At 65.1% G+C, this 25693-nt stretch carries 31 protein-coding genes; 17 read left to right on the top strand and 14 right to left on the bottom strand.

From position 1 onward, the window contains the following. Positions 1 to 13 precede the first annotated feature (13 nt). Together KF730_RS12575 and ribA are read left to right on the top strand one after the other, a co-directional pair. Positions 14 to 796 (top strand): exodeoxyribonuclease III, encoded by a 783-nt coding sequence (locus KF730_RS12575; RefSeq protein ID WP_294097704.1) that lies wholly within the window; start codon positions 14 to 16, stop codon positions 794 to 796. Next, positions 793 to 1839 (top strand): GTP cyclohydrolase II, encoded by a 1047-nt coding sequence (gene ribA / locus KF730_RS12570; protein WP_294097702.1) that lies wholly within the window; start codon positions 793 to 795, stop codon positions 1837 to 1839. Before KF730_RS12575 ends, ribA begins: the two co-directional genes overlap by 4 nt. Here ribA and KF730_RS12565 read toward each other — a convergent pair. Both KF730_RS12565 and KF730_RS12560 read right to left on the bottom strand, forming a co-directional pair. Next, the gene (locus KF730_RS12565) at positions 1836 to 2498 is read right to left on the bottom strand and encodes an HAD family phosphatase (RefSeq protein WP_294097700.1); all 663 of its coding nucleotides are present in this window, start codon (positions 2496 to 2498) and stop codon (positions 1836 to 1838) included. The two genes, ribA and KF730_RS12565, sit on opposite strands and share 4 nt — an antisense overlap. Further along, entirely contained in the window at positions 2499 to 3164 is a 666-nt protein-coding gene (locus KF730_RS12560; RefSeq protein WP_294097698.1) for a YggS family pyridoxal phosphate-dependent enzyme, read from the bottom strand. It lies immediately after the preceding gene. 43 nt (positions 3165 to 3207) lie between these two features. On the opposite strand from KF730_RS12560, the gene KF730_RS12555 reads away from it, so the two are divergent. Next, positions 3208 to 3702: a thiamine phosphate synthase gene (locus KF730_RS12555; RefSeq protein ID WP_365973594.1), complete on the top strand. Its 495-nt coding sequence runs from the start codon at positions 3208 to 3210 to the stop codon at positions 3700 to 3702. Positions 3703 to 3713: 11 nt separating this feature from the next. On the opposite strand, the gene KF730_RS12550 is transcribed toward KF730_RS12555, so the two are convergent. Beyond that, positions 3714 to 4445: a hypothetical protein gene (locus KF730_RS12550; protein ID WP_294097696.1), complete on the bottom strand. Its 732-nt coding sequence runs from the start codon at positions 4443 to 4445 to the stop codon at positions 3714 to 3716. A gap of 179 nt (positions 4446 to 4624) precedes the next feature. Between KF730_RS12550 and KF730_RS12545 the strand changes: the two genes are divergently transcribed. From KF730_RS12545 to holA, 4 genes are all read left to right on the top strand, one after another. After that, on the top strand, positions 4625 to 5056 hold the full coding sequence (locus tag KF730_RS12545; RefSeq protein WP_294097694.1) for a DUF3576 domain-containing protein: 432 nt from the start codon (positions 4625 to 4627) through the stop codon (positions 5054 to 5056). Positions 5057 to 5196: 140 nt separating this feature from the next. Beyond that, the gene (gene leuS, locus KF730_RS12540) at positions 5197 to 7689 is read left to right on the top strand and encodes a leucine--tRNA ligase (protein ID WP_294097690.1); all 2493 of its coding nucleotides are present in this window, start codon (positions 5197 to 5199) and stop codon (positions 7687 to 7689) included. Continuing rightward, positions 7686 to 8195 (top strand): LPS assembly lipoprotein LptE, encoded by a 510-nt coding sequence (gene lptE / locus KF730_RS12535; protein ID WP_294097688.1) that lies wholly within the window; start codon positions 7686 to 7688, stop codon positions 8193 to 8195. The genes leuS and lptE overlap by 4 nt, the downstream gene beginning before the upstream one ends. Further along, positions 8192 to 9208, top strand: a complete 1017-nt coding sequence (gene holA / locus KF730_RS12530; protein WP_294097685.1) for a DNA polymerase III subunit delta — start codon at positions 8192 to 8194, stop codon at positions 9206 to 9208. Before lptE ends, holA begins: the two co-directional genes overlap by 4 nt. Here the strand turns inward: holA and KF730_RS12525 are convergent. Genes KF730_RS12525 through KF730_RS12500 form a run of 6 tightly spaced genes read right to left on the bottom strand, consistent with a single transcriptional unit; the run spans position 9205 to position 14901 of the window. Then, positions 9205 to 10089 (bottom strand): ParB/RepB/Spo0J family partition protein, encoded by an 885-nt coding sequence (locus KF730_RS12525; protein ID WP_294097683.1) that lies wholly within the window; start codon positions 10087 to 10089, stop codon positions 9205 to 9207. The two genes, holA and KF730_RS12525, sit on opposite strands and share 4 nt — an antisense overlap. Then, the gene (locus KF730_RS12520) at positions 10086 to 10868 is read right to left on the bottom strand and encodes a ParA family protein (protein WP_294097681.1); all 783 of its coding nucleotides are present in this window, start codon (positions 10866 to 10868) and stop codon (positions 10086 to 10088) included. The genes KF730_RS12525 and KF730_RS12520 overlap by 4 nt, the downstream gene beginning before the upstream one ends. Continuing rightward, a complete protein-coding gene (locus tag KF730_RS12515; protein ID WP_294097679.1) occupies positions 10865 to 11494 on the bottom strand; it encodes an RsmG family class I SAM-dependent methyltransferase in 630 nt (209 codons plus the stop codon). The genes KF730_RS12520 and KF730_RS12515 overlap by 4 nt, the downstream gene beginning before the upstream one ends. Further along, a complete protein-coding gene (gene mnmG, locus KF730_RS12510; RefSeq protein ID WP_294097677.1) occupies positions 11491 to 13323 on the bottom strand; it encodes a tRNA uridine-5-carboxymethylaminomethyl(34) synthesis enzyme MnmG in 1833 nt (610 codons plus the stop codon). The genes KF730_RS12515 and mnmG overlap by 4 nt, the downstream gene beginning before the upstream one ends. A 55-nt stretch (positions 13324 to 13378) precedes the next feature. After that, positions 13379 to 14671, bottom strand: coding sequence for a tRNA uridine-5-carboxymethylaminomethyl(34) synthesis GTPase MnmE (gene mnmE / locus KF730_RS12505; RefSeq protein ID WP_294097675.1), 1293 nt, complete (start codon positions 14669 to 14671; stop codon positions 13379 to 13381). Next, positions 14668 to 14901: a DUF6489 family protein gene (locus KF730_RS12500; protein WP_294097673.1), complete on the bottom strand. Its 234-nt coding sequence runs from the start codon at positions 14899 to 14901 to the stop codon at positions 14668 to 14670. The genes mnmE and KF730_RS12500 overlap by 4 nt, the downstream gene beginning before the upstream one ends. Positions 14902 to 15003: 102 nt before the next feature. Here KF730_RS12500 and KF730_RS12495 point away from each other — a divergent pair, with 102 nt between their 5' ends. After that, on the top strand, positions 15004 to 15699 hold the full coding sequence (locus KF730_RS12495; protein WP_294097671.1) for a dienelactone hydrolase family protein: 696 nt from the start codon (positions 15004 to 15006) through the stop codon (positions 15697 to 15699). Here KF730_RS12495 and KF730_RS12490 read toward each other — a convergent pair. The 5 genes from KF730_RS12490 to hemE form a co-directional block, all read right to left on the bottom strand. Continuing rightward, positions 15696 to 16307, bottom strand: a complete 612-nt coding sequence (locus KF730_RS12490) for a TerC family protein (RefSeq protein WP_294097669.1) — start codon at positions 16305 to 16307, stop codon at positions 15696 to 15698. The two genes, KF730_RS12495 and KF730_RS12490, sit on opposite strands and share 4 nt — an antisense overlap. A gap of 2 nt (positions 16308 to 16309) precedes the next feature. Beyond that, complete coding sequence (locus tag KF730_RS12485; RefSeq protein WP_294097666.1) at positions 16310 to 16951, bottom strand: YjbE family putative metal transport protein; 642 nt, start codon at positions 16949 to 16951, stop codon at positions 16310 to 16312. A 74-nt stretch (positions 16952 to 17025) separates the two neighbouring features. Beyond that, entirely contained in the window at positions 17026 to 18282 is a 1257-nt protein-coding gene (gene rho, locus KF730_RS12480) for a transcription termination factor Rho (RefSeq protein WP_294097664.1), read from the bottom strand. Between the two features lie 142 nt (positions 18283 to 18424). After that, on the bottom strand, positions 18425 to 18877 hold the full coding sequence (locus KF730_RS12475; protein ID WP_294097662.1) for a CopD family protein: 453 nt from the start codon (positions 18875 to 18877) through the stop codon (positions 18425 to 18427). Next, the gene (gene hemE / locus KF730_RS12470) at positions 18877 to 19875 is read right to left on the bottom strand and encodes a uroporphyrinogen decarboxylase (RefSeq protein ID WP_294097660.1); all 999 of its coding nucleotides are present in this window, start codon (positions 19873 to 19875) and stop codon (positions 18877 to 18879) included. Before hemE ends, KF730_RS12475 begins: the two co-directional genes overlap by 1 nt. A 339-nt stretch (positions 19876 to 20214) precedes the next feature. Between hemE and KF730_RS12465 the strand changes: the two genes are divergently transcribed. From KF730_RS12465 to KF730_RS12425, 9 genes are read left to right on the top strand one after another with little or no spacing between them, the layout of a single operon-like run. Then, the gene (locus KF730_RS12465; RefSeq protein ID WP_294097658.1) at positions 20215 to 21033 is read left to right on the top strand and encodes a pyruvate, water dikinase regulatory protein; all 819 of its coding nucleotides are present in this window, start codon (positions 20215 to 20217) and stop codon (positions 21031 to 21033) included. Beyond that, on the top strand, positions 21030 to 21626 hold the full coding sequence (locus tag KF730_RS12460) for a nucleoside triphosphate pyrophosphatase (protein ID WP_294097654.1): 597 nt from the start codon (positions 21030 to 21032) through the stop codon (positions 21624 to 21626). The genes KF730_RS12465 and KF730_RS12460 overlap by 4 nt, the downstream gene beginning before the upstream one ends. Next, on the top strand, positions 21623 to 22426 hold the full coding sequence (aroE, locus tag KF730_RS12455; protein WP_294097652.1) for a shikimate dehydrogenase: 804 nt from the start codon (positions 21623 to 21625) through the stop codon (positions 22424 to 22426). The genes KF730_RS12460 and aroE overlap by 4 nt, the downstream gene beginning before the upstream one ends. Then, positions 22423 to 23016, top strand: a complete 594-nt coding sequence (gene coaE / locus KF730_RS12450; protein WP_294097650.1) for a dephospho-CoA kinase — start codon at positions 22423 to 22425, stop codon at positions 23014 to 23016. Before aroE ends, coaE begins: the two co-directional genes overlap by 4 nt. A gap of 8 nt (positions 23017 to 23024) precedes the next feature. Then, a complete protein-coding gene (dnaQ, locus tag KF730_RS12445; RefSeq protein ID WP_294097648.1) occupies positions 23025 to 23717 on the top strand; it encodes a DNA polymerase III subunit epsilon in 693 nt (230 codons plus the stop codon). A gap of 54 nt (positions 23718 to 23771) precedes the next feature. Next, positions 23772 to 24356 (top strand): ribosome-associated translation inhibitor RaiA, encoded by a 585-nt coding sequence (raiA, locus tag KF730_RS12440; protein ID WP_294097645.1) that lies wholly within the window; start codon positions 23772 to 23774, stop codon positions 24354 to 24356. A 20-nt stretch (positions 24357 to 24376) separates the two neighbouring features. After that, positions 24377 to 24844 (top strand): PTS sugar transporter subunit IIA, encoded by a 468-nt coding sequence (locus KF730_RS12435; RefSeq protein WP_294097644.1) that lies wholly within the window; start codon positions 24377 to 24379, stop codon positions 24842 to 24844. Continuing rightward, positions 24837 to 25298: a PaaI family thioesterase gene (locus tag KF730_RS12430; RefSeq protein WP_294099866.1), complete on the top strand. Its 462-nt coding sequence runs from the start codon at positions 24837 to 24839 to the stop codon at positions 25296 to 25298. Before KF730_RS12435 ends, KF730_RS12430 begins: the two co-directional genes overlap by 8 nt. Beyond that, positions 25298 to 25636 (top strand): DUF1491 family protein, encoded by a 339-nt coding sequence (locus KF730_RS12425; RefSeq protein ID WP_365973581.1) that lies wholly within the window; start codon positions 25298 to 25300, stop codon positions 25634 to 25636. Before KF730_RS12430 ends, KF730_RS12425 begins: the two co-directional genes overlap by 1 nt. Positions 25637 to 25693 lie beyond the last annotated feature (57 nt).

The following is a 25693-nucleotide window of genomic DNA, read 5'->3' as shown; positions in this document are numbered from 1 at the left end:
TACATCGCTCGCGATGAAGATCGCTTCGTGGAACATCAATTCGGTCCGTTTTCGGATCGAGATCGTCGAGAAATTCCTTCGCGAGGAATCGCCCGACATTCTGTGCCTGCAGGAAACCAAGGTGATTGACGGCGACTTTCCGGAGAAGCCGTTCCGCGCGCTTGGCTATGATCATGTCATCAAGCATGGCCAGAAGATGCATCACGGCGTCGCGATCCTGTCGCGTGTGCCGGTGGTCGAGGATGACCGCTTCGATTGGCAGGCCAATCAGGAAGCCCGGCATGTCGGGGTCCGCTTGCCCAACGGGGTGCGGCTCGAGAATGTCTATGTGCCGGCGGGCGGCGATGTGCCCGATCGCGAAGTGAATCCGAAATTCGGGCAGAAGCTCGATTTCGTCGAGCGGATGACCGAATGGGCCAGGGAACTCACGGTTCCGACGATCCTGACCGGCGATTTCAACATCGCCCCGCTGGAAAGCGACGTCTGGAGCCACAAGCAATTGCTCGATGTGGTCAGCCATACCCCGATCGAGGTCGAGGCGCTTGGGCGGCTGATGGCCGCGCATGACTGGATCGATATCGGGCGGCATTTCATCCCGGCGCCGGAGCGCAACTGGACGTGGTGGAGCTACCGCGCCAGGGACTGGCTGGCGAGCGATCGCGGGCGGCGGCTCGATCATATGTGGGCGAGCCGCGAAGTCGCCGACAAGGCGGTCAGCCACAAGGTATGCGAGCCGTGCCGCTCGTGGCTCAAGCCATCGGACCATGTGCCGCTCATCACCGAGTTCGCCTTTTGAGCGACGCGCGCGCCGTGGCTCGCGCGATCGACGCATTGCGGCGCGGCTGGCCGGTTGCGATCGGCGAACTGGCGCTGCTCGCGGTCGAGACCGCCGATGCCGGGCGGTTGCGGAGCTTCGATCCTGCGGGCCAGGCAGGTTTGCTAATCTCCGCAGGGCGCGCCGCGACGCTCAAGCTTGCCAACCAACTCGAAGCGGCGGTGCCCGATGCTCCGGTACTGATCGGACGAGTGCCCTGGCTCGACTTCGACACCGCGACGGCGCTGGCGGATCCGCAACTCGATCTGGCGACGCCGCTCAAGGGGCCGTTTCGTGCCATCGCGATCGATGCGCCGGACGCCGCCAAGGGGGCGTTGCGGCTGGCGCGTGTCGCCGGATTGCTTCCGGCATTCTTTGTCCGACCGGCTGGTGACGAAGAGCGAATCACACCCGCCGATATCGACGCGCATGAGGACGCCGAGCGACTGCGGATCGTCGCCCGCGCGCACCTGCCGGTAGCCGGCGCCGAGGATGCGGAGATCGTCGCGTTCCGCACCGACGAGATGCCGGGCGAGCATGTGGCGCTGCTGATCGGTGCGCCCAATGGCCAGCCGCCTTTGGTGCGCCTGCATAGCGAGTGCCTGACCGGCGACGTGCTCGGCAGTCTCAAATGCGACTGCGGGCCGCAGCTCCATGCCGCGATTCGCGAGATCCAAGCATCGGGCTGGGGTATTTTGCTGTATCTGCGCCAAGAGGGGCGCGGGATCGGGCTGATTAACAAGCTGCGTGCCTATGCGCTCCAGGACCAGGGGTTCGACACGGTCGATGCCAATACCCGCTTGGGGTTCGCGGTCGATGCACGCAACTTCGCGGTCGCGGCGCGGATGCTGCGGCTGCTGGGGCAACGCGCGGTGCGGCTGCTGACCAACAATCCGGACAAGGTCGCGGCGCTGGAAGCGGCGGGGGTGACGGTGATCGAGCGGGTGGCGCATCAGCTGCCGCCAAATCCGCATAACGAGCGCTATCTCGCCACCAAGCGCGACCGGACCGGGCACCAACTCTAGGAGATCAGCCGGGCGACGGCATCGAAATCATGGGCGATATGCTGGACGCCGAGGGCGCGCAGCCGATCGGCGTGGCCGGGCGCGCAATGGCTACCGGCGCACAGGCCGATGACCGTTGCGCCCGAGGCGACGGCGCCCTCCGCGCCTACCGGCGAATCCTCGAGGACAGCGCAAGCGGAGATCGGCACGCCGAGTTGCGCAGCGGCGAAGAGATAGAGATCGGGGGCGGGTTTGCCATGCTCGACATGCTCGGCCCCGGAGTAAACATGGCTGCCGAACACATCCGTCAGGCCGAGGTGCGCAAGATGCCGATGGAGCCAGCGAGTCGAGCTCGACGAGACCACCGCCTTGGGCAAATCGGCGGGCAGGCCGCGGACGAAGGCGGTTGCGCCGGCGACTTCGGCGATGCCCTCGGCCATGGCGCGATCGTCTTCGGCGAGGCGCTCGCGATCCCAATGCTCGGGCAATTCGCCGCCGATCCATTCCCGGAGCCGGCGGCGGAATTCGGCGCCCGAATAGCCCATGAAATTGGCCATCGATTGCTCGGGGCTGGTCGGGTGGCCCGCCGCAGTGAGGAAATCGGCGATATGCTTGTTGCCGGCATATTCGCTCTCGATCAGCACCCCATCGAAATCGAACAAAATCGCGTCGAACTTCATCTAGCGAGCGCCGAACAAAGCGGTGCCGACGCGGACATGGGTGGCGCCGATCATCGCCGCCGCCTCGTAATCTCCAGACATCCCCATGCTGAGCCCATCCACGCCGTGATCGCGGGCGATCTTGGCGAGCAACGCGAAATAGGGGGCGGCATCGACATTGAGCGGCGGTACGCACATCAGCCCCGCCACCGGCAGACCCGTAATGCGCGCCTGCGTCAGCAAGTCCGGGAGCGCGTCGATCGCGCCCCCCCCCTTCTGCTCCTCGGCGCCGATATTGACCTGGAGGAAGCAGGCCGGGCGCTTGCCGACCTTGTCCATCGCCGCCGCCAGCGCGGTCACCAGGGAGGGGCGATCGACCGAATGGATCGCGTCGAACAGCGCCACCGCGTCTTCGGCCTTGTTCGACTGGAGCTGGCCAACGAGATGGAGCCGGATGCCCGGCGTCTCGGCAAGGAGCGCTGGCCATTTGCCCTGCGCCTCCTGAACCCGGTTCTCGCCGAAAACGCGCTGGCCGGCCGCTATCAACGGGCGAATCGCAGCGGCGTCGTGGGTCTTGGAAATCGCGATCAGCGTCACCGCCTCCGGCTTGCGACCGGCGAGGCGCGCGGCGCGGGCAATGCGGTCCTGAACCTGGGCGAGGCGCGCTTGGGCGTCGTCTAAGGGCATGGCGCGCGCTATAGGCACGGCGATGCCGCGCCGCCACCCCAACTTGTCTCTCGCGCTCCCCAGGCTCTGGCTGATGACCGATGAGCGGATGGGCGATGCGCTATGGGATGCACTGGAGCGACTGCCCGTCGGCGCAGGGGTGATTTTCCGGCACCACGCAACCGCGCCGGAAGCGCGGCGCCGTATCTTCTCGAAGGTAGCGCATATCGCACGCCGCCGCCGGTTGCTTGTGGTCCGCGCCGGCCCCGGAGGCGGGCACAATCAGCGGATCGCCACCTTCACTGCGGCGGCGCATTCGCGGCGTGAAGCGATCGCCGCGATTCGCGCCGGTGCGCAATTGCTGTTCGTCTCGCCGGTCTTCGCGACGCGGTCGCATCCCGGCGCGCGCACGCTCGGCAGGGTCAGGCTTGGGCTGATGATTCGCGGTCTCGATGTGCCGGTGATCGCGCTGGGGGGCATGGACGCGCGCAGAGCCCGCGGGCTCAGGCAGCTCGGGACTTATGGCTGGGCCGCGATCGACGCCTGGTCGCAACGCTAAAGCGCGGCGGATCAGAAGCGGAAAGCGGTGCCCACATAGACCGCCTGGCTGTCACGACGGTTATCAGTGAGGCGTGGCAGGCGCTGATCTTCGCTCTTGTAGCGGACGCCCGCAGTCACCGCGAGGTTGCGAGTCACCGAATAGGAGCCGCCGAGATCGAAGCCATAGCTGGGCTTCTCGCCCGCCAGCACCGGCGCGTCGGTCAGATTGCGCTCGCTGGTCGCGCGGATGCGGCCGCTGGCGCGCTTGCCGGTATAGCTGATGCCGAGATCGGCAAGCTCGCCGCCGCCGGGCTTGGTGACGAGATCGACCTTGGCGATATCGCCCGAAAGCGCGAATCGCTTCCAACCGACCGAAACGCCGAGATTATAGGCGACGGGAGCAAGGCTGAGCGACGGCGTGGTCGCAACCGCCGCCTGCGTCACGCTGGCCGGACTGCCGCGAGTCGTGCGAGCCCGGACAGCGACCGTGACGGCGCGACTGGAGCCAAGGCGCGAATCGGACGGGGTGAAGCGGAAGCCGCTGTTGGGCAGGCCCGATCGGGCGAGCAATGCGGCCAGCTTGGGATCCGCCGCCGCCGGCGTGAAAGTGCCGATTCCGCTGCGGATCGAAACCGGCGGACGGCCCGCATCGCTGCGATCCGCGCGCCCCTGCGCCTGTAAGCCGGGCGTGACAACGGTGACGGCGGCGCAAAGCGCCCCGATCCCGAGTCCCGTCATCCAGCGTTTCAGACGCATCTTCATCCCTTTGTATCTAGGCGTCCGTACCATGATTCGGAACCCTGGTTCCACCGGTGACACAAATTTCTCGCGACTGTTGCTCCACACACACAGATTCGTGTCCGCGCGTCCCGCCTTGCTACCGCCACAAGCAGCACTATAGATGCTCTCCGATTATCATCTTGGCCTTTAGGAATGTGTCGATGAACCGCCTGTTGCGCGCTGCGATCCTCGGATCGCTTGCTCTTTCGATTGCCGCGTGCGGCCATAAAGACCGTCCCAAGGCTGACCTCGCCGCCAGCCAGGTCACCACGATCGGCGTGAATTCCTATCTGTGGCGCGCCAGCCTCGACACGCTGAGCTTCATGCCGCTGCTCCAGACCGATTCGAACGGTGGCGTCATCGTCACCGACTGGTATGTGAACCCCAATACGCCGACCGAGCGGATGAAGGTGACCGTGACGATCCTCGATCAGGATCTCCGCGCCGACGCGCTGCGCGTGGCGGCCCTTCGCGAAGTCAATACCAGCGGCGCCTGGGTCGCCGCTCCGGTGCAGGCCGCGACGGTGCAGAAGCTTGAGGACATCATCCTCACGCGTGCTCGTGACTTGCGCCGGGCCGCCATCGCCAACTGAGCCTGTCGATCTGGTTTGGTCCATCAACGTGGAAGCGGTGCCAATTCGGCGAAGCCGAAGCTGAAGCAAGGTCGCGGGGCTTGATCCCCACCCGTGCCCTCACCTAGTGCGGCGCGGTGGATACCGAAGGAAATCGCTCCGTGTCGCGTTTCAACGCGCTGAAGGCCGACGCCCATTGGCAGAAGGTATGGGACGACCTGCGCACCTTTGCCGCGCGCGACACATCGCCCAAGCCCAAAAGCTATGTGCTCGAGATGTTCCCCTATCCTTCGGGGCGCATCCATATGGGGCATGTCCGCAACTATACGATGGGCGACGTGCTCGCACGTTTCCGGCGGATGACCGGGCACGAGGTGCTCCACCCGATGGGCTGGGACGCGTTCGGCATGCCGGCCGAGAATGCCGCGATGGAAAAGAAGGTCCATCCGGGCAACTGGACCCGCCAGAACATCGCGACGATGAAGGCGCAGCTCAAGCGGCTCGGCTTCGCGCTCGATTGGACGCGCGAGATCGCCACCTGCGAGCCCGAATATTATGGGCACGAACAGGCCCTGTTCCTCGATTTCCTCGAGGCTGGACTGGTCTATCGCAAGGAATCGGCGGTAAACTGGGATCCGGTCGACATGACCGTGCTCGCCAATGAGCAGGTGATCGACGGGCGCGGCTGGCGTTCGGGCGCGCTGATCGAGCGGCGCAAATTGAGCCAGTGGTTCCTGAAGATCACGCAATTCGCCGACGAATTGCTGAGCGGCGTACAGGGGCTCGAGCATTGGCCCGACAAGGTCAAGCTGATGCAGGAGAACTGGATCGGCAAATCCGAGGGGCTGCAGTTCCGCTTTGCGTTGACGGACGGCGGCGAAGTCGAGGTCTTCACGACGCGGCCCGATACGATCTTCGGATCGAGCTTCGTCGCCGTCGCCGCGGATCATCCGATCGCGCAGAAGCTGGCGGCGGATTCGGCCGAGGCGCGCGCGTTCATCGAGCTGTGCAAGCAGGGCGGAACCACCGCGGCCGAACTGGAGACGCAGGAGAAGCTCGGTTTCGATACCGGTATCCGTGCGGTGCATCCCTTTGATTCGGCATGGGAATTTCCGGTCTACATCGCCAATTTCGTACTGATGGACTATGGCACCGGCGCGGTGTTCGGCGTGCCCGCGCACGACCAGCGCGATTTCGAATTCGCGAGCAAATACAAGCTGCCGATCCGCCGCGTTGTCTCCGAAGGCGACAAGACCGATCCCGATTTCACCGATGGCGAGGCCTATACCGGGCCGGGCACCCTGGTGAACTCCCATTTCCTCGACGGGATGGACGTTGCCGATGCCAAGCGCGCGGTGATCCAGCGCGCCGAGGATGGCGGTTGGGGCAAGGGCCAGACCGTGTGGCGGCTGCGCGACTGGGGCGTGTCGCGCCAGCGTTACTGGGGCACGCCGATCCCGATCATCCATTGCGAGGCCTGCGGCGTGGTCGGCGCCCCGCGCGAATCGCTGCCGATCACCTTGCCCGAGGATGTCAGCTTCGACATTCCCGGCAATCCGCTCGACCGCCATCCGACTTGGAAGCATGTCGATTGCCCGAGCTGCGGCAAGCCGGCGCGGCGCGAGACCGACACGCTCGATACGTTCGTCGATTCGTCCTGGTATTTCATCCGCTTCGCCAGCCAGCCCGGCGACAAGCCGTTCGACAAGGCGGTGGCGGAGAGCTGGCTGCCGGTGGGGCAATATATCGGCGGGGTCGAGCATGCGATCCTGCATCTGCTCTACGCGCGCTTCTTCACGCGGGCGCTGGCGTATCTCGGCAAGCTCGACGTGTCCGAGCCGTTCGCGGGGCTGTTCACCCAAGGGATGGTGACGCACGAGACCTACAAGGCCCCCGACGGGCGCTGGCTGGCGCCCGAGGAGGTGGAGAACGGCAAGGTCGTGGGCACCGGCGAGACGGTGACGATCGGCCGCATCGAGAAGATGTCGAAGTCGAAGAAGAACACCGTCGATCCCGAGCCGATCGTCGATCAATACGGCGCCGACGCGGTGCGCTGGTTCATGCTTTCCGATTCGCCGCCCGAACGCGATCTCGAATGGTCGGAGAATGGCATCGAAGGCGCGTGGCGCTTCGTCCAGCGCGTGTGGCGCGTCACCGAGTTCGAGGCCTCACAGGGCGGCGAAGACAAGGAGCTGCGCAAGCTGCTGCATCGCACGATCAAGGGCGTGGCCGACGATATCGAGGTGCTGCATTTCAACAAGGCGGTCGCCAAGCTGTTTACTTTGGTCGGCGCGATCGAGAAAGCCGGCCCCTCTGCGGATCGCGACGATGCCGCACGCACGCTGATCCGGCTGGTCAGCCCGATGATTCCGCATCTCGCCGAGGAAGCCTGGGCCAAGATCGGCGGAGAGGGGCTGATCGCCGACGCCGCCTGGCCCGAAGTCGATCCCGGCCTGCTGATCGACGACGAAGTGACGATTGCCGTGCAGGTGAATGGCAAGCTGCGTGATACGCTGGTAATGCCCAAGGGTGCGGCGAAGGATATTATCGAGGCGGCGGCACTTGCCTCCGACAAGATCGTTCGCCTGCTCGAAGGCAATGTGCCGAAAAAGGTGATCGTCGTGCCCGACCGTCTGGTGAACATCGTCCTGTGAAGCGCGTCGCGCTTCTCGCCGCGCTCGTGTTGGCGCTTTCCGGCTGTGGCGGGCTGCGGCCGCTCTATGGCGGCGGTGCCGATGGTCCGGTGCAATCCATGCTTGCCGCGGTGGAAGTCGCGCCGATCGAGGGAAAATCGGGCTGGCTTGTCGCCAACGCGCTCAAGGACAGGTTCGACGCCAGCCGCACCGGCGCCGCGCGCTACCGGCTCGAAGTCAAACTCGATGATCAGATCGCCGGCCTGGGTGTGCGCCGCGACGATTCGGTCGCCCGCGAGCGGCGGACGCTGCGCGCGCGTTATCAATTGATCGACCTGAGCAATGGTTCGGTGGTCCTCGATGCCACCGCTGGCTCCGATGCCGGCATCGACGTGGTCGGCAGTGAATATGCCACCATCGCCGCCGAAAACAGCGCGCTTGAGCGGCTTTCGGGGATCGTCGCCGACCAGATCGTCGCCCGCGTGGCGCGATTTGCTCAGGCTGGCGTCGCCGGCCGGACTCAATGAAGGCCAGCGCGGCGCAGATCCGCGCCGCGGTCGACAAGCCTGGCGCGAACACGCGGCTCTATTTGTTCCACGGCCCCGATGAGGCTGGCGCCGCCGACCTCGCCGAGCGACTGGCGCGGGCACTGGGTCCCGAAGTCGAGCGAATTGACCTAGATATGAAGGCGTTGCGTGAGCAGCCGGGTCGGCTGGCCGACGAAGCCGCCTCGCTCTCTCTGTTCGGCGGCGTGCGCTACATCCGCCTGCTCGGCGCCGAAGAGAGCGCGACGGAAGCGATCTCCCTCCTGCTTGCCGCCGAGCGGGCGGGCAATCCGGTAGTGGCGATCGGGCCGGGGCTCAAGGCGAGCGGAAAACTGGTCAAACTGGCAATCGCCGATCCTGCCGCAATGTCGCATGGCTGCTATGTGCCCGAGGGTATCGAGGCGACCAAGCTCGCCGCCAACGTCGCGCGCGAACACGGCCTGCGGCTTACCGGCGACGTGCCCCAGCGGCTCGCGGCGGCATGCGGCGGCGACCGCGCCATCCTCGCGCGCGAGGTCGAGAAGCTGGCGCTGTATCTCGATGCGGCGCCCGACCGTCCGCGAGACGCCGACAGCGCGGCACTCGATGCGATCGGCGCAGATCTGGGCGATGCCGATCTGAGCGACGCGATCAGCGCCGCGCTCGATGGCCGCGTCGCCGATATCGGAGTCGAACTGGCGCGACTGGGCGACGGCATCGGTGTGCCGCTGATGCGCCAACTGGTGCGACGGCTGCAGGCATTGGCCGAGATGCGGATCGACATGGACAGGGGCGGCGATGTCGATTCGGTGCTGGAGAAGCATCGCGTCTTTTTCCGCGAGAAGGCGGCGACCGGCCGCGCCCTTCGCCGCTGGAACGCCACCCAGATCGCCCGGGCAATCGACCGCGCGCGCGAGGCCGAGCGCGCGATCATGCGATCGGCAAGCGTCGGCGAGCTATTGGCCGAGGCCGAGGTGGTGACGGTCGCCCGCGCCGCGGCGCGGGGGCGTGGCTAGATACGTTCGCCGGTCAGGCGCTGGCAGATCATGTCGAGCTGATCGAGCGTGGAATAGGCCAGCGTCAGCGAACCACCTTTCGGCCCGTGCGCGATGCGAACGTTAAGGCCGAGGACGTCGCCGAGATGCCGCTCGAGCGCCGCGATATCGGGATCGCGTTCCGTCGCATCCGCCTTGCGCTTCGACGGCTTGTTGGCGCGGGCGAGCCTTTCGGTCTCACGCACCGACAGGCCCTTGTCGGCGACCTGGCGTGCAAGGCGCTCGGCATCGGGCGCGCCGACCAGCGCGCGGGCATGTCCCATCTCGATTGCCCCGCTTACCACCATTTCGCGGACACCTGCCGGAAGATCGAGCAATCTCATAAGGTTAGCGACATGGCTGCGCGATTTGTGAACGAGCTTGCCGAGCGCTTCCTGGGTGTGCCCGAACTCGCCGATCAGCCGATGATACGCTTCGGCCTCTTCGATCGCGTTGAGGTCCTGGCGCTGGATATTCTCGACCAGTGCGATTTCCATTGTCTCGGCGTCATCGAGTTCGCGGACGATGACCGGAACCTCATGAAGCCGCGCGCGCTGCGCCGCGCGCCAGCGGCGCTCACCGGCGACGATCTGATAGTTATGCCCCATCGGCCGCACGACGATCGGCTGGATCAACCCGCGTGCCTGAATCGACAGTGCCAGATCCTCCAGCGCGGTCTCATCAAAATGGCGGCGCGGCTGATCGGGGTGCGGGCTCAGCGCGCTGACCGGCAGCATGCGCAGGCCGCCCGCACTCGGCCCTTCGGCGGGGCCGGTGATCGGCGCTTCGGGCACATTGTCGCCGAGAAGGGAGGAGAGCCCGCGGCCGAGGCCAGGGCGAGGTTTGCGAGTGGCTTCGGTCATGCGGCCTTCTTGAGCTTGGGCAGGCGTTCGATCACCTCGCGGGCGAGCGCGATATAAGCTTCCGAACCGGCGCAGCGATGGTCGTAGATCAACGCCGGCATGCCATGGCTCGGCGCCTCGGACAGCCGGACGTTGCGCGGGATGACGGTATCAAAGACGACGCGGCCGAGCACGGCGCGGACATCGTCCGAAACCTGATCGGTCAGCCGGTTGCGGCGATCGTACATCGTCAGTGCGACGCCAAGGATGGACAGGCCGGGATTAAAGCGGCTGCGGATCCGCTCGACGGTGTTGAGCAGCTGGCTGAGGCCTTCCAGCGCGAAGAACTCGCACTGGAGCGGCACGAGCAGGGCATGCGCGGCAACCATCGCGTTGATCGTCAGCAGCCCGAGCGAGGGGGGGCAGTCGATCAGCACCACGTCCCAGCGCCGCGCGGTGTGACGCCCGATCGCCGCATCAAGCCGGTGCGTGCGGGCTTCGAACTCGATCAGCTCGATCTCGGCCCCCGACAGGTCCTGCGTCGCGGGGACGATGTCGAGACCAGGCACCTTGGTCGGCGTCGCGACATCTTCCAGATTGGCATCGGTAACGAGAAGATCGTAAGTCGAATGCTCGCGCTCGGCGCGAGAAATGCCGAGCCCGGTCGAGGCATTGCCTTGCGGATCGAGATCGAGAAGCAATACGCGCTTGCCCGTTGCCGCCAGCGCGGTGCCGACATTGATCGCCGTCGTGGTCTTGCCGACCCCGCCTTTCTGGTTGGCGATTGCGATGCAAATCATCTCGGGCGCACCCCTTGGGCAATCACGATGCCGGAATCGGCACTGGTGATGCTTGGTTCCACGTGGAACGAACCTTGCCATTTCGCAGCGGCGGCTTCCACCTCCGATTGCGCGGCGCGACCCTTGGGAAGCAACCAGATTGTGGATGAATCGGTGCAATGGTGCGTGGATGCAATCAGTTGCGACAGTTCCGCCACCGCCCGGGCGCTAACGATCGCAGCAGGTTTGGCTGGCTTGTACTTTTCGATCGAGCAATGCTGGGTGGTGACCTGCCGGCCGATTCCAAGCAACGCCGCGGCGCGATAGAGAAAGTCGGCGCGCTTGGCGCGCGGCTCGACCAGTACCACAGGCCGATCGATCAGCAGGGCAACGACCAGACCGGGCATGCCGGCGCCGGTCCCGACATCGAGCCAAACGCCATCCGCTGCGCCGCTGGCGCTGGCCATAGGGATCAACTGCGCCGAATCGACGAAATGCCGATTCCATAGCTCATCGAACGACGCGGCGGAAATCAGGTTCTGGTGCGTTGCCTCGTCGCGCAGGATCGCCGCGAACTGCTCCAACGATGTTTCACGTGAAACGCCAAAGCGATCGCCGATCCACTGGCGAGCCTCTTGCTCGGTCATGCGGCGCGCTTTCTGGCCTGCAACAGGATCGCTGAAAGCGCGGCTGGCGTGATTCCGCGAATGCGCGAAGCGGCACCGAGAGTCTCTGGGCGCGCTGCGGAAAGTCGTTCGACCATCTCGTTGGACAGGCCGGGGATTGCGGCAAAGTCGAGCTCTGGGCTGAGGCGGACATTGTCATTGCCACGCAGCGCCGCCACCTCCGCCTCCTGGCGCTCCAGATAGGGCGCGTAGCGCGCGTCCTCAACGAACTCGGCCAGTGTACCCATATCGCCGTCCCAATCCACCCCGACATGCGCCAGCTCGACCCCGGGGAAGCGGAGCCACTCGCTAGCGGGACGGCGCGCGCCGTCCTGGCCAACCGGTGCGCCGCTTGCCGCGAGCTGGCTCGCGGTCAACATGGTGGCGAAGGCTTTATCGAGACGGGTCCGTTCACCGGTCCGTTGTTCCAACCGATGGCGCCGTTCTGGGCCGAGACAGCCGAGGGCCGCGGCGGTCGGACCCAGTCTCGTCCCAGCATTATCGGCGCGGAGGCGGAGCCGGAATTCGGCGCGCGCAGTGAGCATGCGGTATGGCTCGGTAACGCCCTGCAACACAAGATCGTCGATCATCACCGCCAGATAGGAGGTAGCGCGATCGAGAATTAGCGGGGCATCGTCGCGGGCGTATGCCGCGGCGTTGAGCCCGGCGACAAGCCCCTGCCCCGCTGCCTCCTCGTAGCCGGTGGTTCCATTAATCTGCCCTGCGCAATAGATTCCGGGAATTTGCGGGAGGCCGAGGCGGACGTCGAGCGCACGCGGATCGATATGATCATATTCCACCGCATAGCCCGGCGTGATGATCACTGCCCGCTCAAGCCCTGCAATCGAGCGGACCATCGCCTGTTGAATATCGACGGGAAGCGAGGTCGACATGCCGTTGGGGTAGATCAGATGCATGTCCAAGCCCTCGGGCTCGAGGAAAATCTGATGGCCGTCTCGATCACCGAAGCGATGAATCTTGTCCTCAATCGACGGGCAGTAGCGCGGTCCCTGCGCGTCGATGGCGCCGCTGAACAGCGGCGAGCGATCCAGTCCCGCGCGGATCGCGTCATGAGTCGCGGCATTGGTGCGGGTGATACCGCAATGAAGCTGAGGGAGCAGGCGCCGCTCCGTCAGCGGCGACATCGTCCACGGGTCGGCATCCGAAGGCTGCTCCTCGATGCCGGCCCAGTCGATCGTGCGGCCATCTAGCCGGGGCGGCGTGCCGGTTTTAAGGCGCGCCATCGGCAAGGAGAGCCCGCGGAGTTGCTCGGCGAGGCGGGTCGCGGCCGCCTCGCCTACCCGGCCGCCGGTCTCGCGCTCCTCGCCTCGGAAGATGCGACCGCCGAGAAAGGTGCCGGTGGCCAGGACCACGGCGCGGGCGTGTATGGTGGTGCCATCGCCAAGAACCACACCGGCGACGCGCCCGCTCTCAATTATCAGCGATTCCGCCTCGCCTTGCACCAGCGTGAGATGGTCCTGCGCCACGAGCATCGACTGAATCGCCGAAGCATAGCGCGTGCGATCGGCCTGGACCCGCGGCCCCTGAACCGCGGTGCCTTTGGAACGGTTGAGCATGCGATAATGGATCGCCGCGGCATCCGCCGCGCGGGCGATCAGGCCGTCAAACGCATCAACTTCGCGGACGAGATGGCCCTTTCCGAGCCCGCCGATCGCCGGGTTGCATGACATTGCGCCAACCTTCGACAGGTCGAAGCTGAGCAATGCCGTGCGCGCGCCGCGCCGCGCCGCCGCCGCTGCGGCCTCGGTGCCGGCATGGCCCCCGCCGATGACGATAACATCGAAGTGCATGTGCTCGCGCTAATGGCTGGCGGCGCGTGCGTCAAAACTGTTCCACGTGGAACAGCTACTTTCCGATGCAAAAGCGCCCGAACAACGCATCGAGCATTGCTTCCACGCCTGCCTTGCCGCTGATCGCATCGAAAGCGCGCAGCGCGGAACGGAGATGTTCGGCGACAAGAAGCAGGTCGGTCTCGATCACCCCTGATCGCAGCGCGCGCGAAGCCGCAAAGCAGAGGTCGCGCTGCCGGGCGCTAAGTGCCACGAGATCGGGCGGCGGAAGCAGAGCCGATGACAATGCGGCGAGACGCTCCCACAGCATGTCAATTCCCGCTCCCGTTGCGGCGGATAGGGTGAGGTCCGCGCCCGGATTTGATACCCTTCCGTCTTCGTCGGCGCGCGCATGAATCCAGAGCGCGACCGGATGCTCCGGTGGCGCTTCGTCGCCCAGCCACAGCAGGATGTCGGCTGCGGCAAGCGCACCCTCCGCTCTAGTCACCCCGATCGCTTCGATCGCGTCGCCAGGGTTGGCGGTAATGCCTGCGGTGTCGGTCAGCAGATAGGCGACACCGCCGCGCACGACCGGCGCTTCGATACGGTCGCGGGTCGTCCCCGCGACTGGCGAGACAATCGCAGCGTCGCGGCCGGTGAGCGCGTTGAGCAGAGTCGATTTGCCGGCATTGGGTGGCCCGGCAAGAACGACGCGCAGCCCGTCACGCAGACGTTCGACCGGTGGACGCGCGGCCACGGCGTCGATGGTGTCGGCAAGCGTCGATGCCGACGCCTGGATCGCGGGTAGCGGATCGGCACCGGTCGCGACATCATCCTCATCGCCATGATCGAGCAACGCCTCGACTTGTGCCGACAGCATCAGCGCGTGTGTCGACCATCCCTCGACCTCACGGCGGACGGCGCCTTCGGTCGAGCGTATCGCGGCGCGGCGCTGCGCTTCGGTTTCGGCCATCAACAGATCCCCCAGCCCCTCGGCTTCGCTGAGATCGATGCGTCCATTGGTCAGGGCCCGGCGGGTGAATTCGCCGGGCTCGGCGGCGCGAAGACCGGCCAAGCTGGCAAGCGCAGATTCGACGGCGCGTACCACCGCGCGACCGCCATGGAGATGAAGCTCGGCCAAATCCTCGCCAGTCGCGCTGCCTGGGCCCGGGAAGATCAATACCAGCGCGCGATCAAGCAGCTCGCCGCTCGCCGGGTCCCGCAATGCGCGTAATGCCGCCGTCCGGGGCTTGGGGACATCGCTCGTGAGCGCGTGGATCGCGTCGAACGCTCCCGCCCCGCTTATCCGCAAAATAGCAATCGCAGCCGGCGGCGCGCCGCTCGATACCGCGAAGATCGTGTCGTTCACTTGCCCGGCTTGGCTCCAGCCTCGAACAAACCCTTCCAGAAATTCATGCCAGCCTCGCCCATTGGCGACCAGCTTTGCATAAGCGATTGGAATGCCTCAGGATTTGTCTGATTCTCAACGGCTTCGAGCATTTTCTTCAGATAGATGTCATGCACCGGCGTCAGATCGGGCAGGCCCATGAAACGCCGCGCCTCTTCCGGTGTGCAATCGACTTCGACATTGATCTTCATCGGGCTCTCCGTTGCGTGTCGCCGCGCGAATGCTAGGGTTCGAGTCACGATCTATGCCCGCGAAAGCGGCATCCTGACAACGCCCATCGGAAAGACCCTGTCATGAGCATGATGAAGATCGCGACCATCGACGGCAGCGGCAGCTTCGACGCCTATGTCGCCGAGCCTGCGGAGGCGCCGCGTGCGGCAATCGTGGTGATCCAGGAAATCTTTGGAGTGAACCCGGGTATCCGCCGGAAATGCGACGACTGGGCCGCCGCGGGGTATCTGGCGATCGCCCCCGACCTGTTCTGGCGGCTGGAACCGGGCGTCTCTCTCGATCCCGACGTGCCAAAGGAGTTTCAGACTGCCCTGGATCTGATGGGTAAGTTCAACCAGGATGCCGGGGTCCGCGATATCGAGGCGACGATCCGTGCGGCACGCGCGGAAAGCGGCGCGCGCAAGGTTGGCGTGGTCGGCTATTGCCTGGGCGGGAGGCTTGCCTTCATGACCGCGGCGCGCACCGATGCCGATGCGAGCGTCGGCTATTACGGGGTGGGCATCGACAATCTGCTTGGCGAGAAACACGCCATTGCCAACCCGGTGCTGCTTCACATCGCCGGCGCCGATCATTTCGTGACGCCGGATATCCAGGCAAAGATGCACGAGGGGCTCGACGATCACCCGAAGGTGCGGATCTTCGACTATCCGGGTGAGGATCACGGTTTCGCGACCGAGAGCGGCAAACGGCGTTCGGAAGCGGCGGCACAGCTCGCGGATCAACGAACAGCGGAATTCTTCGCGGAGACTCTCGGCTAGACGAGAACCGCGAGCCCGGTTTCGTGGTTGACCACACCCTCATAGACCATCCGTACCGCCACCCAGACGATCACCGCGAGGCCAACAAAGCCGATCCAGCGGTGGCGGTCGATCACGCGCGCGATCAGGTTCGCCGCCAAGCCCATCACCGCGACCGAGAAGATCAGGCCGAAGATCAAGATGGTGGGATGCTCGCGCGCGGCGCCGGCGACTCCCAGGACGTTGTCGAGGCTCATGCTGACATCGGCTAGCGCCACCGACCAAGCGGCGGCGAGGAAGCTTTTGGGCGGGCGGGTGGTGATTTCCTCGTGCTGGTTGCCCTCGCGCAGCTCGCGCCACATCCGCCACGCGACCCATAGCAGTAGCAGCCCGCCCGCGAAGAGCAGGCCGATGACCTGCAGCAGCTGCGTGGCGACCAGTGCGAAGCCGATCCGCATGATCAACGCCGCGGCAATGCCGACGAGGATGACCTGGCGCTGCTGCCTGGCTGGCAGCCCCGCCGCAAGCGCCCCCACCACCACGGCATTGTCGCCCGCAAGCACCAGATCGATGACGATCACTTCGCCAAGCGCGGAGAGTGCGTCGGGAGCGAGGAGCGATTCGAGCATGGTCAGACTAACAAATGGAGGATGCCGATCTTGTTGTCGACGACCCCCTCATAAATCATTCGCCCGGCAACCCACAGGATCACGATCAATCCGATATAGGCGATCCAGTGATAACGCTGGATCAGCTGCGCGACATAATTGGCGGCAAGACCCATCAGCAGCACCGAAAAGCTGAGCCCGATGAACAGCAAAGCCGGGTTATCGCGGGCGATCGAAGCGACGAGCAGGACATTGTCGATGCTCATCGAAAGATCAGCGATGGTGATCTGGATCGCCGCGGCGAGGAAGGTCTTGGGTATCTTGGCCACGGCGACGTCGCCCGTCGCATCGGCATTGCCATGCGCCGCCTCGCGAATCTCGCGCCACATGTTGAACGCGACCCACAAGAGGAGAAGCCCGCCAGCCAGCACCAGACCGGTAATGTGGAGCAATTGTACCGCGATCAACGAGAAGCCGATCAGGAAGACCAGCGCCATGCCGACGCCGAGTAGAAGCACGCGGCGACGGTCCTTCTCGGGCAGGCCTGCCGCGACCGAACCCATGACCACCACGTTGTCACCTGCCATGGTGAGATCGCCGAGGATGATCTGGCCGAGGCTGGCGAGACCCGAAGGCTTGAAGACGTCGGCGAAGTTCAGGTGCATGGCGACGCCCTAGCGTGAAGCCGGGCGCGAGCAAAGCCCGCGCCCTCAGACTTTCCGCCTGCCGGCCTAAGGCTTTACGAATTCATGCTGTCGAAGAAATCCTCATTGGTCTTCGAATCCTTCATCTTGTCGAGCAAGAACTCCATCGCGTCGATCGTGCCCATCTGCATGAGGATGCGGCGCAGTACCCACATCTTGGAGAGCTTGGTCTTATCGACCAGCAGCTCTTCCTTGCGGGTGCCCGACTTGCCGACATCCAGCGCCGGGAAGATGCGCTTGTCGGCGACCTTGCGGTCGAGGACGATTTCGGAGTTACCGGTGCCCTTGAACTCTTCGAAGATGACTTCGTCCATGCGGCTGCCGGTATCGATCAGCGCGGTCGCGATGATCGAGAGCGAACCGCCCTCCTCAATGTTGCGCGCGGCGCCGAAGAAACGCTTGGGGCGCTGAAGCGCGTTGGCGTCGACGCCGCCGGTCAGAACCTTGCCCGAAGAAGGCACTACGGTGTTGTAGGCCCGGCCGAGACGGGTGATCGAATCGAGCAGGATCACGACATCCTTCTTGTGCTCGACCAGGCGCTTGGCCTTTTCGATCACCATCTCGGCGACTTGCACGTGACGGGTTGCCGGTTCGTCGAAGGTCGAGGAGACAACCTCGCCCTTCACCGAGCGCTGCATGTCAGTGACTTCCTCGGGGCGCTCGTCGATCAGCAGGACGAGCAGGAACACCTCGGGGTGATTGTCGGTGATCGCCTTGGCGATGTTCTGGAGCATCACCGTCTTGCCGACGCGCGGCGGGGCAACGATCAGCGTGCGCTGGCCCTTACCCTGCGGCGAGACGATGTCGATGACGCGCGAAGACTTGTCCTTGATCGTCGGATCCTGCGGATCGAGCGTCAGCTTCTGCTCTGGGTAGAGCGGGGTGAGATTGTCGAAGTTGACGCGGTGGCGGACCGCGTCGGGATCGTCGAAATTAACCGAGACCAGCTTGGTCAGCGCGAAATAGCGCTCGCCGTCCTTGGGCCCGCGAATCTCGCCTTCGACGGTGTCGCCGGTGCGTAGGCCGAATTTGCGGACCTGATTGGGCGAGACATAGATGTCATCGGGGCCGGCGAGATAATTGGCCTGGGGGCTGCGCAGGAAGCCGAACCCGTCGGGCAGCACTTCGATCGTGCCTTCGCCCATGATCTGGTCGCCATTATCGGCCTGGATCTTGAGGATCGCGAACAGCAGATCCTGCTTGCGGAGCGTCGAGGCGCTTTCGACGCCGAGCTCCTCGGCCATGTTGACCAGCTCCGCCGGCGCCTTTTTCTTGAGTTCTTTGAGATGCATGAGAGCGTCCGGAATTTGGTTTTGCGAGAAGGAGCGTCGGTCGGCGCACGGGCGCGGGACAAATCGATGCTGGAAGGAATGCGCCGGTGGGACCCGGTACACGCCCGCGAATTAGGAGCGCCCCGCGCTCAAGTCAACCAAGTCAGAACGGCTTTACGACCGCCAGTATCACGATTGCGATCACTGCCAGCGCCGGAACCTCGCCAAGCATCCGCAAGCGGCGCGACGCAATGCCGCCCTGCCCCACCGCCAGCTTCTTCGAATAGCCGACCGCCCAACCATGATAGCCGGAGAGCGCGCAGACGACCAGCAGCTTTGCGTGGAGCCAGCCGAGCCCCGCGCCGCCATCGAACAGGCCAAGGTCCGCCGCGAGGGCCAGCCCCAATAGCCATACGATGACGATGGAAGGGGTGAGGATCATCCGGCGGAGCAATTCCTCACGACGCGTCCATTCGGCCGCCTGCGGGCTTCCCAGCGCCTCCTGATGATGGACCAGATAGCGCGGCAACAGGAACAGGCCGGCCATCCAGAAGATCACGAAGATAATATGTGCGGCCTTGACCCACAGATAGGCGCCGCCGAGGAAGCCCGTCATCACCCGCGAATCCGCTTGAGGAGATGCTCGACACGGTCGATCGGCGTATCCTGCTGGATGCCGTGGCCGAGATTGAAGACGTGCGGGCGCTCCGCAAAGGCGCCACGGATGTGGTCGACCGCCTTGTCGAGGATCGCGCCGCCGGCGATCAGCGCCAGCGGGTCGAGATTGCCCTGCACCGGCAGGCCCGTTGGCAATTCGGCATCGGCCCAGACGGGATCGACGGTTTCGTCCAGCCCGATCGCATCCACGCCGGTTTCGCGGGCATAGGCGGCGAGCTTGCCGCCCGCGCCCTTGGGAAAACCGATCACCGGCACTTTGCCCTTGAACGCTGCAGCGATCTTCGCGTTGGGCGCGATCACCCATTGCTCGAATTGCGTTGGGCTCAGGCTGCCCGCCCAGCTGTCGAACAACTGGACCGCCTCGACCCCGGCATCGATCTGCCTCTGCAGATAGATGATCGTGCAATCAGTGATCCGATCGACCAGCGCCTGCATCAGTTGGGGGTCGTTATAGGCCAGCCGCCGCGCTTCGGCCTGCTCGCGGCTACCCTGCCCCGCGATCATATAGGTGGCAACCGTCCATGGGCTCCCGGCAAAGCCCAGAAAGGTGACGGCGGGATCGAGCGCGGCCTTTACCCGCCGCACGGTTTCGTAAACCGGATCGAGCGCGCCCATGTTCGCGGCCAGGCCATCGAGAACATCGCGCGCGACCAGTTTGGGCGCGAGACGCGGGCCTTCGCCGGTTTCGAACCAGAGATCCTGCCCCAGCGCCAAGGGTACCATCAGGATATCGGAAAACAGGATCGCGCCGTCCATGCCGAAGCGGCGGATCGGCTGGAGAGTGATCTCGGCGGCGGCCTCGCTATCGTTGACCAGAGCGAGGAATCCGCCCTTCTCGGCCCGGAGCGCACGATATTCGGGCAGATAACGCCCGGCCTGACGCATCAGCCAGACCGGCGGAATCTCCTGTCGAAGGCCCTGAAGCGTCGCGAGCAAGGGCTTGGGGGAAGAGACTGGAGCAGACACGGATTGGGCCGCTTTCTATTACTATAAAGAAGAGAATCTAGAGATTGTTGTAGGATGTAGAGGCGTGGAAGCCGGGGCTTATGCGCTCGTCCGCGACTTGCCAACAATTTGACTCCCAGAGGCTCGCGGACTCCCCCGGATTCGCGAAAACACTCCCCGATTTCCACAGGCTGTGGATCGGAACCGGGGGTGGGGATGCCGTTGTGGACGAATCGCGAGGCGAATCGAACGACTCCGCTGACTTGGTTCGTGCGCCCGGTTGCGCTAGCGCCTGTCCATGCGTTTATCCCCCGATCGGTCCACAGCGGCATGAAGCTGCACCTCCATCTTCTCTCCGATTCGACCGGCGAGACGCTGGAGAATATCGCCAAGGCGGCGCTCGCCCAGTTCGACGATGTCGAGCCGCAGCGCCATTTCTGGCCGATGGTACGCAGCGAAGCGCATCTCGAGCGGATCCTCGCCGAGATCGCGCAGAATCCCGGGCTGGTGATCTTCACTCTGGTCAATAGCGAGACGCGACGAACGCTGGAGAGCCGCTGCCGGGCGATGGGACTGCCGGCGATCGCGCCGCTCGATCCGGTCAACCATGCGCTGTCGAACCTGCTCGGACAGGAAGCCAAGGCGCGGCCGGGGCGGCAGCACACGCTCGACGCGGCCTATTTCGCCCGAGTCGATGCGATCCAGTTCACCATCGCCCATGACGACGGCATCGGCTGGGAGAATTGGGAAGAAGCCGATGTCGTGCTGGCGGGCGTATCGCGGTCGTCGAAAACGCCGACCTCGATCTATCTCGCCAATCGTGGCTTCAAGACCGCCAATATACCGATCGTCGTCGAATCGCCGCCGCCGGAAAAACTCTACAACCTCAAGCACCCGCTGGTAGTTGGGTTGACGACCAGCGCCGACCGGCTGGTCGCGATCCGGCGCAATCGTCTGCTGGCGATCAACCAGACCACCGAGACCAGCTATGTAGATCAGGATTCGGTGCAGCGCGAAATCGCTTTCGCACGGCGGATGTTCGCCGATAATGGCTGGCCGGTGATCGACGTGACGCGGCGATCGATCGAGGAAACCGCAGCGGCGATCATCCAGCTCTGCAACGAGCGCGCGCTCAGGAGCGGCGAATGAAGCTGATCCTCGCCTCGCAAAGCGCTTCGCGGCGGGCGATGCTCGATGCTGCCGGTGTGCCCTATGAGGCGATGGCGGCGCAGGTCGATGAAGCGTCGGCGAAGGGGTCGCTGCTGGCGGGTGGTACCAGCCCACGCGACCTTGCCGATGCGCTGGCCGAATTGAAGGCATTGAAGGTCTCGCGGATGGCGCCGGGTGCGCTGGTGTTGGGCAGCGACTCGCTGGTCGCGCTCGCCGATGGCAGCCTGCTTGACAAGCCCGAGAGCCGCAACCAAGCCGCCGAGCATCTCCGGCGTATGTCGGGGGCGACGCATGAGCTCTTCAGCGCCGCGGTGATCGCTGAAAGCGGCCAGCCGGTGTGGCGCTTCGTCGATCGCGCCAAGCTGCATGTCCGGACGCTGAGCGAGGATTTCATCCACTCCTATCTCGACCGGGAGTGGCCGGCGATCAGTGGTTGCGTCGGCTGCTTCCGGATCGAGGGGCCGGGTGTCCAGCTGTTCAGCAAGGTCGATGGCAGCCACTTCACCATTCTCGGCATGCCGCTGCTGCCGGTGCTCGACTATTGCCGGACGCGAGGGATTCTGCCGTCATGATCTATGCCGAAGTGATCGGCGATCCGATCAGCCATTCGAAATCACCGGCGATCCACGGCTTCTGGCTGAAAGCGTTGGGCATCGAGGCTGAATACCGCGCCACGCATGTGACGCCAGATGCGCTCGCCGCCTATTTCGCGTCGCGGCGGGCCGATCCGGACTGGCGGGGGTGCAACATCACCATCCCGCACAAGCAGGCGGCGCTCGATCTGGTCGAGGATCGCGGCGGGGTGCGCGAGTCGATCGGCGCCATCAACACCGTGGTGCGCGATGGCGATGCCCTGATCGGAACCAACACCGATGCCGGCGGCTTTTATGCGCCGATCGCCGGGCTTGAGCTCGAGGACAAGCATGCGGTGGTGATCGGCGCCGGTGGCGCGGCGCGGGCGATCCTGTTCGCTTTGTCCAAGCTGGGCGTGGCGCGGGTCACGGTGATGAACCGTAATGTCCTCAAGGCGGCGGCGCTGCTGTCGAGCTTCGGGCTTAAGGGCGATGCGGTGCCGCTCGGTTCGCCGCTGCCGGCGGCCGGGCTGGTGGTCAATGCCAGTGCCCTGGGCATGGCCGGTCAGCCGCCGCTCGAGATCGACCTGTCGCCGCTGCCCGAGGAAGCGGTGGTATATGACATCGTCTACGCCCCGCTCGAGACCGACCTGCTCGCCCAGGCGCGCGATCGTGAGCTCGATACCGTCGATGGCCTCGACATGCTGATCGGCCAGGCGGCATTGGCGTTCGAATTGTTCTTCGGCGCGGAACCGCCGCGCGACCGCGACGAGGAATTGCGGGCGATCCTTACCGCATGATTGTGCTCGGCCTCACCGGATCGATCGGCATGGGCAAATCGACGGTGGCGACAATGTTCGCTGAGGCCGGCGTGCCGGTGTTCGATGCCGATGCCGAGGTGCACCGGTTGCAGGGCCCTGATGAAGCACTGGTCGCGCGCATCGAGGCGGAGTTTCCCGGCACCACTGGACCGGAAGGCGTCAATCGCGTGGCGCTTGGCGAGCGGGTGATCGGCAAACCCGAGGCGTTCCGGCGACTCGAGATGATCGTCCACCCCGCCGTCGCCGGGTCGCGGGCGGCGTTTCTGGCCGCCAACAAAGGCGCGCCCTTGGTGGTACTCGACATTCCCCTGCTTTTCGAAGCCGGTGGCTGGGAAGAGGTCGACAAGATCGCCGTGGTTTCGGCGCCCGCGGAAATCCAGCGGGCCCGTGTCCTCTCCCGCCCTGGCATGACCGCGACGCGCTTCGAAGCGATTCTCGCAAGGCAATTGCCCGACGCCGAGAAACGCGTGCGCGCCGATTTCGTCATAGAGACCGGGTTCGCTTTGGACGAGACGCGCGCGCAGGTTGCGCACGTCATCGCTTGCCTCGCGGAGCCGCGAGGAGGATAAGCATATCCATGCGTGAAATCGTGTTCGACACTGAAACCACCGGGCTCAGCTTCTCGGGGGGCGACCGGCTGGTCGAGATAGGCTGTGTCGAACTCCACAACCGGGTGATGACCGGGCGAACTTTCCACGCTTATGTGAATCCCGGCCGGCCGATGCCGATCGAGGCGTTCAACGTCCACGGCCTGTCGGACCGCTTCCTGTCCGACAAACCGGGCTTCCATGAAGTGGTCGAGGAACTGCTCGAGTTCATCGGCGACAGCCCGATGGTCGCCCACAATGCCGGGTTCGACTTTGGTTTCCTCAATGGTGAGCTCGGCCAATGCGGGCGTCCGCACGTCTCGCTCGAGCGGATGGTCGATACGCTCGGCATCGCGCGGGTCAAGCATCCGGGGGCCAAGCACACGCTCGATGCGCTCTGCTCCCGTTATGGGATCGATCTCAGCCAGCGCGCGCTGCACGGCGCCCTGCTCGATGCGCAGTTGCTGGCGCAGGTTTATGTCGAGCTGACGGGCGGGCGGCAGATCACTTTGGGCCTCGCGGTCGATGCGCCGGTGATGCGCGAGACGCCTGCCGAAGCATCGACTCGGGTGCATGTGCGCCCGGCCCGCCTTTTTGCTGCATCGGACGCGGAACTTGCGCGCCACGCAGCCTTTCTCTCTGGGATGGAGGAGCCGCTCTGGGGCAATGCCGCGTCCGGTTGACGGGCAAGGCATGCGTCCCTAGCTCGCGCTCCTCGCTAACGGCGGAGGTACTGAATGGATATCCGGGTTTCTGGTCACCAGGTCGAAACGGGCGGCGCATTGCAGACGCAGGTCACTGATCGGCTGCAGGCTATCGCCGATAAATATTTCTCGCGCGCGATCTCGGCGCACGCGACCTTCGGCAAGGGGCCGCACGATCACGGCTTCACCAGCGATATCGTGATGCATGTGATGCAGGGGCTGGTGCTCAAGGCTTCGAACACCGGCCAGAAGGCCGAGGGCGCGTTCGATGGCGCGGCCGACCGGATCGACAAGCAGCTGCGCCGCTACACGCGCCGCCTCAAGGATCGCCAGGCCGGCGCGGTCGCCGCGTTTGCCGAAACCGGCGCCTATGACAATGCGGGCTACACGCTGTTCCGCGAAGAAGCGGAGGCTGAGGAGGTTTCGGAAGCGCCGCTGATCATCGCCGAAACGCGCGTCGATGTGCCGGAGGCGTCGGTGTCGGACGCGGTGATGATGCTCGATCTGCGCAACACCAATGCGTTGCTGTTCAAGAACACCGGAACCGGCGCGCACAATATGGTTTATCGCCGCGGCGATGGCACGATCGGCTGGGTCGAGCCCAATCGCGCGTCCTGACGATTCGTATCGAGCACTAGATGATTGAACTTAGCGATCTGCTCGTGCCGGAGGCGGTGGCCGCCGGCATGGGCGCCGCCACGAAAAAGGCGCTGTTCCAGCAATTGGGCGCGGCAGCGGCGCGTGCCCACGGTCTCGACGCCGCCGAGGTCAGCGCACGGCTGGCCGAGCGCGAGAAGCTGGGCTCGACCGGGTTTGGCGGCGGTATCGCCATTCCGCACGGCAAGCTCGACGGGCTGAAGCGCGTCTGTGGGCTTTTCGCGCGGCTGCCCAAACCGGTCGATTTCGCCGCAGTCGACGATATGCCGGTGGATCTGGTGTTCATGCTGCTTTCGCCAACAGATGCCGGAGCCGAGCATCTGAAGGCGTTGGCGTGCGTATCACGGCGGCTGCGCGACCGCGCCTTTGCCGCCAAGCTGCGCGGTGCGGGCTCGATCGACGCGCTCTATGCGCTGCTCACCGGCGTAGAGGCGCGCGACGCTGCCTGATCCCGCTCCGACCGGCGCGCAGGCGCATTTTCGCGCGCTCGAATCGCTCTATGCGGCCGCGCCGATCAATCGCCTGTTCGATTCGGTGCTCGAAATCCCCGAAGGTGGCGTCGCGCGTATCCGCTTCCAGGTGGATAGCCGCTATTTCCATGCGGCGGGAGCGGCGCATGGCACCGCCTATTTCAAGATGCTCGACGATGCGGCCTTTTACGCCGCGAACAGCCTGGTCACCGACCGCTTCCTGCTGACCACCGCGTTCAATCTGCTCTTTACCAAGCCTCTTATTGAGGGGCCGGTTGTGGCCGAGGGTCGCTGGGTCAGCGGTCAGCGCCGCGTTTTTGTTGCAGAAGCGAGGCTGATCGACGCGTCGGGCGAGGAAGCGGCGCGCGGAACGGGCACGTTCATGCGCAGCCGGATCGCGCTGGCCGGCCTTCCCGGTTACCGGCCGGGCTGATGGCGCGGCTTGCCAGCGGCGTCATGGTGAGCGCGTTGATTCGCGCCGCCGAGCAATCGGGCGGATCGGCGATGGTGCTGGCCAAAGGCGACGCCACTGCCGGCGGGATCCTGCTGTTAACCATTGAGCGCGGCATGAATCCGCGATTCTTCGAACGTGGCCTCGGCGCGGGGGGGGAACCGGCGCTGATCGCCTCAGGCCCGGCAGAGCTGACCGACGATCATGACGCAACCGACTATTGGCAGCGGCGCCGATCGCGCGATTCCGATCTATGGGTCATTGAACTGGATATCCCGTCGGCAGAACGGTTCGCCGCTGAAACGATGGGTCTGGCTTGACATTGTGCAGGTGCGAAGAGATGGGGCACGCACTTGAAGCGCGTTGTGCCGGTCGAG

Source organism: Sphingomonas sp., from assembly GCF_019635515.1.
Lineage (GTDB): Bacteria > Pseudomonadota > Alphaproteobacteria > Sphingomonadales > Sphingomonadaceae > Sphingomonas.
This window is presented reverse-complemented; position numbering and strand designations above follow the sequence as displayed.